This window comes from Albidovulum sp. (genome assembly GCF_008933605.1).
Taxonomy (GTDB): Bacteria; Pseudomonadota; Alphaproteobacteria; order Rhodobacterales; family Rhodobacteraceae; genus Albidovulum.
Window position 1 is genome coordinate 23,426 of record NZ_WBUS01000027.1, and the last position, 7,271, is coordinate 30,696.

The 7,271-nt window shown below is 71.0% G+C and carries 8 protein-coding genes; 4 read left to right on the top strand and 4 right to left on the bottom strand.

Features of this window, described 5'->3' with window-relative positions; all coding sequences use genetic code 11:
• Positions 1-197: 197 nt before the first annotated feature.
• Positions 198-1,649: an aldehyde dehydrogenase family protein gene (locus tag F9K34_RS05985; protein ID WP_291335999.1), complete on the top strand. Its 1,452-nt coding sequence runs from the start codon at positions 198-200 to the stop codon at positions 1,647-1,649.
• A gap of 76 nt (positions 1,650-1,725) precedes the next feature.
• Here the strand turns inward: F9K34_RS05985 and truB are convergent, their stop codons facing one another.
• From truB to rbfA, 3 genes are read right to left on the bottom strand one after another with little or no spacing between them, the layout of a single operon-like run.
• Positions 1,726-2,628: a tRNA pseudouridine(55) synthase TruB gene (gene truB, locus F9K34_RS05990; RefSeq protein ID WP_291336000.1), complete on the bottom strand. Its 903-nt coding sequence runs from the start codon at positions 2,626-2,628 to the stop codon at positions 1,726-1,728.
• 53 nt (positions 2,629-2,681) lie between these two features.
• Positions 2,682-3,419: a phosphodiester glycosidase family protein gene (locus F9K34_RS05995; protein WP_291336001.1), complete on the bottom strand. Its 738-nt coding sequence runs from the start codon at positions 3,417-3,419 to the stop codon at positions 2,682-2,684.
• Positions 3,400-3,819: a 30S ribosome-binding factor RbfA gene (gene rbfA / locus F9K34_RS06000; protein WP_291336002.1), complete on the bottom strand. Its 420-nt coding sequence runs from the start codon at positions 3,817-3,819 to the stop codon at positions 3,400-3,402. The genes F9K34_RS05995 and rbfA overlap by 20 nt, the downstream gene beginning before the upstream one ends.
• A 97-nt stretch (positions 3,820-3,916) precedes the next feature.
• Between rbfA and dapB the strand changes: the two genes are divergently transcribed.
• Entirely contained in the window at positions 3,917-4,735 is an 819-nt protein-coding gene (gene dapB, locus F9K34_RS06005) for a 4-hydroxy-tetrahydrodipicolinate reductase (protein ID WP_291336003.1), read from the top strand.
• Between the two features lie 61 nt (positions 4,736-4,796).
• On the opposite strand, the gene F9K34_RS06010 is transcribed toward dapB, so the two are convergent.
• The gene (locus tag F9K34_RS06010) at positions 4,797-4,976 is read right to left on the bottom strand and encodes a DUF1674 domain-containing protein (RefSeq protein ID WP_291336006.1); all 180 of its coding nucleotides are present in this window, start codon (positions 4,974-4,976) and stop codon (positions 4,797-4,799) included.
• Positions 4,977-5,046: 70 nt separating this feature from the next.
• On the opposite strand from F9K34_RS06010, the gene F9K34_RS06015 reads away from it, so the two are divergent.
• A complete protein-coding gene (locus F9K34_RS06015) occupies positions 5,047-6,342 on the top strand; it encodes an RsmB/NOP family class I SAM-dependent RNA methyltransferase (protein WP_291336004.1) in 1,296 nt (431 codons plus the stop codon).
• Positions 6,343-6,477: 135 nt separating this feature from the next.
• Positions 6,478-7,271 (top strand): heparinase II/III family protein (locus F9K34_RS06020; protein WP_436405716.1); only part of this gene is annotated, 794 nt, incomplete at its 3' end.

Sequence of the window (7,271 nt, forward strand, 5' to 3'; positions counted from 1 at the left end):
TTCGGTCGATGGCAGTCCGGGTATCGCTGGGAAACATACTGCGTCGCGTGCCGGATTGCATCCGCCATCCTCGGCGCGCGACAAATCGCCGGACGCGGAACGGAAGTTTTGATCAAATTATCGCGCCGCCCTTGCAGGGCCCCATGTCGCCTGTCACAGTCCGGCGCGACACGCTCCGACACGACGCGAGGTGAGACATGATCGAGAGACGCGAATTCTACATCGGCGGAGCCTGGGTGCCGCCCAAAGTGCCACGAGATTGCGCCGTCATCGACCCCTCGACCGAAGACCCCTGCGCGGTCATCTCGCTCGGAGCGGAGGCGGATGCCGACGCCGCTGTGGCCGCCGCGAAGGCGGCCTTCCCGTCCTGGGCGGAGACGGCGCCGGCGGACCGTCGCGCTGTCGTCGTGCGCATCCTCGACCAGTATGAGCGCCGCAAGGAGGACCTCGCGCAGGCGATCTCGATGGAGATGGGCGCGCCGATCGACATGGCGCGGGACAGCCAGGCGCCCTGCCTGCCCTGGCATCTGAAGAACTTCCTCACCGCCTTCGACGAAATCGAGTGGATCCGTCCGCTCGGCCCGCATGCGCCCGACGACCGCATCGTGCTTGAGCCGATCGGGGTCGTGGGGCTCATCACGCCCTGGAACTGGCCAATGAACCAGATCGCGCTGAAGGTGGTCCCGGCGCTTCTGGCGGGTTGCACCTGCGTGCTGAAGCCCTCCGAGGAGAGCCCGCTCGACGCGATGATCTTCGCCGAGATGTGTCATGATGCCGGCGTCCCACCGGGCGTCTTCAACCTCGTCAACGGCGACGGCGCGGGGGTGGGCGCCCGGCTGTCGAGCCACCCGGACGTGGAGATGATCTCCTTCACCGGCTCGACGCGGGCCGGCCGCGCGATTTCCAAGGCGGCGGCTGAGACGCTGAAGCGCGTGACGCTCGAACTTGGCGGCAAGGGCGCGAACATCATCTTCGCCGACGCCGACGACAAGGCGGTGAAGCGCGGCGTGCTTCACATGATGAACAACTCGGGGCAAAGCTGCAACGCGCCCAGCCGGATGCTGGTGGAACGGTCGATCTACGACCGCGTGGTGGATGAAGCGGCCGAGGTCGCGAAGTCGGTGAAGGTTGGGCCGGCGTCCGAGCCCGGCCGCCACATCGGCCCGGTGGTGAACAAACGCCAGTGGGAGCAGATCCAGGGCTATATCCAGAAGGGTATCGACGAGGGGGCCCGACTGGTGGCGGGCGGCCTCGGCCTGCCCGAGGGGATGAACAAGGGTTACTTCGTTCGGCCGACGGTCTTTGCCGACGTCACGCCAGGCATGGCCATCGAACGGGAGGAGATCTTCGGGCCGGTGCTCTCGATCATCGCGTTCGAGGGCGAGGACGAGGCGGTCAGGATCGCCAACGACACGCCCTATGGCCTTACCAACTACGTCCAGAGCCAGGATGCGGCGCGGCGGAACCGCCTCGCGCTCAGGCTCAAGTCGGGCATGGTCGAGATGAACGGCAGGTCGCGTGGCGCGGGTTCCCCCTTCGGCGGCGTCAAGGCGAGCGGGCGCGCGCGCGAAGGCGGGCACTGGGGGATCGAGGAGTTCCTGGAGGTCAAGGCCGTCTCGGGCTGGGCGTCGGACCTCGCCGCGGAATAGGTCTGAACCGGGTGCGGTCCGGCCGGTCCGGCGGGTCCCTCGGGATCGCGCAACCGGCGGGGCGCTGGGCCGCGGCTCAGAGGTTGAACACCCGGCTCGGATGCAATTCGCCCGACCGGTAGGTGCCGACCGCGACGGCGCGGCCCTGCCAGCTTGCCCAGGCCTCCTCGCCCCACCCGACGTCCGAGGCGAGGACCAGCCCCGGGTTGCCGTTGCGCAGCCGCGCCGCGCCCTCGGCAGTCGTCCTCAGTTCCGGCAGGTCGGCAAGGCCCACCTCCAAGGGCAGGAGGCGCGCGTCGAGCGCGGGCGTCCTCGCCTCGGCCTCGATCGTCTCGAGGCTCACCCCGTCGGAAGCCTCGAAGGGTCCCGACCATTCCCGACGCAGCCAGAGCACATGGCCGAGGCAGCCGAGCGCCGCCCCGAGGTCGCGGGCAATGGACCGGACGTATCCACCCTTGCCGCAGACCAGTTCGAGCTCGATCGTGTCGGCATCGGGCCGCCCGGTCATCTCGAGGCTCTCGACCCAGAGAGGGCGGGCCGCAAGGTCCATCTCCTCACCGGAGCGGGCGCGTGCATAGGCGCGCTCGCCATCCACCTTCAAGGCCGAGAACTGCGGCGGAACCTGCAGGATCTCGCCCCGGAACGGGCCGAGCGCGGCGCGGACCTCCGCGTCCGAGGGACGCAGGTCGCGGGTCGCGATCACCTCGCCCTCGGCGTCGTCGGTGTTGGTCTGCGCCCCGAGCCGCACGGCGAAGCGGTAGCATTTCAGCGCGTCGGTGATGTAGGGCACCGTCTTCGTCGCCTCGCCGAGTGCCACCGCCAGCACCCCGGTCGCCGCCGGGTCGAGCGTGCCCGCATGTCCCGCCTTCTTCGCGCCGAGGGCCCAGCGGACCTTGTTCACGACGGCGGTCGAGGTGAGGCCGGCGGGTTTGTCGACGACCAGCCATCCGGAAATGTCGCGGCCCTTCGTGCGTGCCATGTCTTGCCCTGTCGGAAGTGGAGGCCGCCTGCTAGCGAATAGGCTCCCGCGCGTCAATCCGCGGGCGCGGCGAGCGCCACGATCGGCCCCATCGGAAAGCCGAAATCGTCGCGGCCGAGCGCAGGAGCATTCAGCCGCGAGATGTTGCCGTCGAAATAGAGCGCATCGGGCAGGCCGAGCCCGTCGCGGAAGAGGCGCGCGAAGGTGTGGAAGTTGACCGGCCCGGAGGAAATGACGAAGACGGCGCGGCGCCCGTCGGCGGACACACCCACGCCGTTGCGGATGTAGCGGCTGTCGGAATCGGCGAGGAACCGGGGATGCAGCGCGCCGCCGATCACCAGCATGGGCCCGGACTGCGTGGCGAACCGGCAGGCCGGCGGATCGGCCGCGAAGGCGCGCGACTCGACGACACCAAAGCCTTCGTCCCGGATACAGAAGACGCCGTTCGGGACCAGGCCGAAATTGCCCGGTCCGGACGAGGTGACGAGGCGCGAGACCTCGCGCCCCTCCTCGACGTAGAGCCCCACGGGACGGCGGTCGGGGTGATACATGCCCGCGTTCATGGCGAACACGATGGCGCGACCATCCTCGGCCAGCAGCCTGCCGAGCCGCTCGAAGGTGCCGATGCGCGCGCCCCCGGCGTCGTCGAGGTAGAGCCGGAGGTCCTCGCCCGCGACCGCCTCGCAGACGGCGTAGCCGCTGCCCTCGAAGACCAGTTCGCGGCAGCCGCCGGCAAGCGCCGCGCCCGCCGTGGCGAGGAGGAAGAGAACGCTAGCGCTGATCGCCGTCATCGTCGCGCTTGGCGATGTCGCGCTGCACCCTCTCGTCGGCCAAGAGTTCGCGCGTGCGGTCCATCCGGTCGTAGCTCTCGTCGATGAGGAACCTCAGTTCCGGCGCGAAGCGGAGCTTTACGGCCTGTGCCACATGATGTCTGAGTTCCCCCTTTGCCCGGTTCAGCGCCGCAAGCGCCTCCTCCTGGCCCTTGCCGCCGAGGGGCAGCACATAGGCCGTGGCAATCCGCAGGTCGGGCGACACCTTTACCTCACCAACAGTGATCGACATGGCCCTGAGCGCGTCGGAATGGATCTCGCCGCGGTGGAGGACCTCGCTCAGGGTCCGCCGGATCAACTCGCCCACGCGGAGCTGACGCTGGGAGGGGTCGGCGCCCCCCGGATGTCGGTTCTGTGCCATGCCCTTCCTCTAAGCCAGCCGGACCGAGGCCGCAACGGGGGCTTTGCCGCGGGGCAGACACCGGCTAAAGGAAGCCGACCGGTCGCAGGAGGCGCGCATGACCCAACTTACCGACAATCCCGGCCTTGTCGTCACGGGCGTCTCGGGCCGGATGGGCCAGATGCTCGTCGGCACCATCGCCGCTTCCGGCCGCGCGCGGCTCACCGGAGCGGTGGAGCGCGCGGGCCATCCCTGGATCGGCCGCGACCTTGGCGAGGCCATGGGCGGGGCGTCCACGGGCGTGACGGTCACCGACGATCCGCTGGAGGCCTTCGCCAGCGCGCAGGGCGTCATCGACTTCACCGCGCCCGCGGCGACGGTGGACTTCGCGGCGCTCGCGGCCCAGGCGCGGCTGGTCCACGTGATCGGCACCACGGGGCTCGAGCCCGGCCATCTCGAAAAGATCCGCGCCGCCGCGCGCCATGCGGTCATCGTCCGCGCCGGCAACATGAGCCTCGGCGTCAACCTGCTGACCCGGCTGACGCAGAAGGTGGCGGCCGCGCTCGATGCCGACTGGGACATCGAGATCGTCGAGGCCCACCACCGCATGAAGGTCGACGCGCCTTCCGGCACCGCGCTGATGCTCGGCGCGGCGGCGGCGCAAGGCCGGGGACTTAACCTGCCCGACATCCGCGACGCCGCGCGCGAGGGGGTCACCGGGCGGCGCGAACGCGGCCGCATCGGCTTCTCGGCCATCCGCGGCGGCGACATCGTCGGCGAACACGACGTCATCTTCGCCGCGGACGGCGAGAGGATCGTCCTGCGCCACATCGCCACCGACCGCGCGATCTTCGCCCGCGGCGCACTCCGGGCCGCCCTCTGGGGCCAGGACCAGAAGCCCGGCGAATACGACATGCTGGACGTGCTCGGGCTCTGACGCCGTTGCGCTTCATTGCGGCCGAAATCCTCCGGGGTCCGGGTCACCGGCCCGGCCGATCTCAGAAATCGACGGCGATGCCCTTCTTTTCCCAGTCGCCGAAGCGCACGGGCTCGGGGCCCTCGCGCCCCCCCAGTTCCGTCGGCAGGGCAGCGGGTTTCGCGGCGCGCCGACGCGCCTCGGCCTCGACCAGCGCGCGTCTTGCGGCTTCGGGCAGGTCGTCGCGCGGTGTGTCGGGCATGGCCGGGTTCCTTGTCACGAGGTCGCCGTTGATATAGGCCGCGCCGGACAGCAGGGCAACCGGAGGCGCCATGAAGGATGCGACGGCTCGCGGTGCCGCGGCGGCGCTCGTTCTCGGCGTGACCGGGGCACGCATCTCGCTTGCCGACCAGATCGCCGGCGGTGCCCTCGATGCGCTTGCGCCGCCCGACCGGGCGCGGGCGCAGAGGCTTGCACTTGCGGCGCTGCGCAACCTCGCGCGCGCCGACACGATCCTGAAGCCGCACCTGCGCAAGCTGCCGCCGGACCCGGTCGGGGCAATCCTGCGCGTCGCGGTGGCCGAGATCTTCGCCGAGGCGGCGCCTGCCCATGGCGTCGTCTCCGCGGCCGTGACCGAGACCCGCCGGCTCGGGCGGCTCGGCGAAAGCTTCGCGGGCCTCGTCAACGCTGTCCTGCGTCGCGCCGCCGGCACACCCGCCGCGACCTGGGCCGCCCTGCCGCCCGATCCGTTGCCCGGCTGGCTGCGCGGGCGGCTGATGTCGGCCTGGGGCAAGCCCGCGACGATCGCGATGGAAGCCGCGCATGCGAAGGGCGCGCCGCTTGACCTGTCGCCGAAGGATGGCGATGCCGAGACGCTGGCACGGCGGCTCGGGGCCGAGGCGCTGCCCACGGGATCGGTCCGCCTGGCCGGCCCGGCGCAGGTGTCCGAGCTTCCGGGCTACGCGACGGGCGACTGGTGGGTTCAGGACGCGGCCGCCGCCCTCGCGGCGAAAGTCCTCGCTCCGTGTCGCGGCGAGCGGGTGCTCGACCTCTGCGCGGCACCGGGCGGCAAGACGCTGCAACTGGCCGCCGCGGGCGCAGGGGTCACGGCGCTCGATCTCTCGCCATCGCGGATGACCCGCGTGCGGGAGAACCTCGCGCGCTGCGGGCTCAAGGCCGAGACCGTCGTGGCCGACGCCCTCGTCTGGGAGGGTGCCGGGCCCTTCGACGCCGTTCTCCTTGATGCGCCCTGTTCCGCAACCGGCACGATCCGCCGCCACCCCGACCTGCCTCATGTCCGCGACGCCAGCGGTCTGAAGGAGATTTTCGCGCTCCAAGCAGCGCTGCTCGACCGCGCTCTGACCCATCTCCGTCCCGGCGGGCGGCTCGTCTTCGCCACCTGCTCGCTTCTGCCGGATGAGGGCGAACGGCAGGTTTCCGCCGCCCTGTCGCGCCACCCCGGCCTGATGGCCGATCACGGCGCGCTCGCGCGCGACGGTGTCGATACCGGCTGGATTTCGGCCGAGGGCGGCCTGCGCCTGAGGCCCGACTACTGGCCCGGACGGGGCGGCATGGACGGCTTCTACATCGCCTGCCTGCGCCTTGCCCCGGTCGTTGCGGGCCATTAGCCGGTGACAGGGCCGGGGCCTGCCGGTAATCTTCCGGCCGGGCAGATTCCCGGCGCCGCGGACGCGCGGCAGCACGGCAAGAAAACGACGAGGACCTGAGGCGTGGGGCGTTCGGAAACCGGACAGATGGGGCTCATGCACCGGGTCCATGCCCGCCTGGCGGCACTTGCACGGCCCGCCGCCGGATTCGTGAGCCAGCCCGAACCGAAGACGATCGGTTCCTTCGCGCGCGGTCGCCAGCTCGTCGCCGGGAACTTCCTTTTCGCGGGCTTCCTGATCGAGGGCAAGAACGCCTCGATCTGGGACCTGCCGGTCCCCGACCCGAGGTTCGAGGAGGAGATCCACGGTTGCGCCTGGCTCGACGACCTCGCCGCCGTTGCGGATGGGCCCGCCCGCCAGCGCGCGCAGGACTGGATCTTCGACTGGATCCGCCGCTACCGCTGGGGCGGCGGACCGGGCTGGACGCCCGACCTGACGGGGCGGCGGCTCATCCGCTGGATCAACCACGCGATCCTCCTGCTCAACGGCCGGTCGCGGGCGGACTCCGACGCCTATTTCCGCTGCCTCGGCCAGCAGACGATCTTCCTCGCGCGGCGCTGGCGCAAGGCGGCACCCGGCCTGCCGCGGTTCGAGGCACTGACAGGCCTCGTCTACGCGGGCCTTGCCCTGACCGGGATGGAGCGGCACGTCGGCCCGGCCGCGGCCGCCCTGGCGCTCGAGTGCGAGCGCGAGATCGACGCCGAGGGTGGCATTCCCACCCGCAACCCGGAGGAACTCCTCGAGGTCTTCACGCTGCTGACCTGGGCGGCTGCGGCGCTTGCCGATGCGGGGCGCAGCCCCCAGCCGGCGCATCTCGACGCGATCGACCGGATCGCGCCGACGCTGAGGGCGCTGCGCCATGCGGATGGCGGGCTCGCGCGGTTCCACGG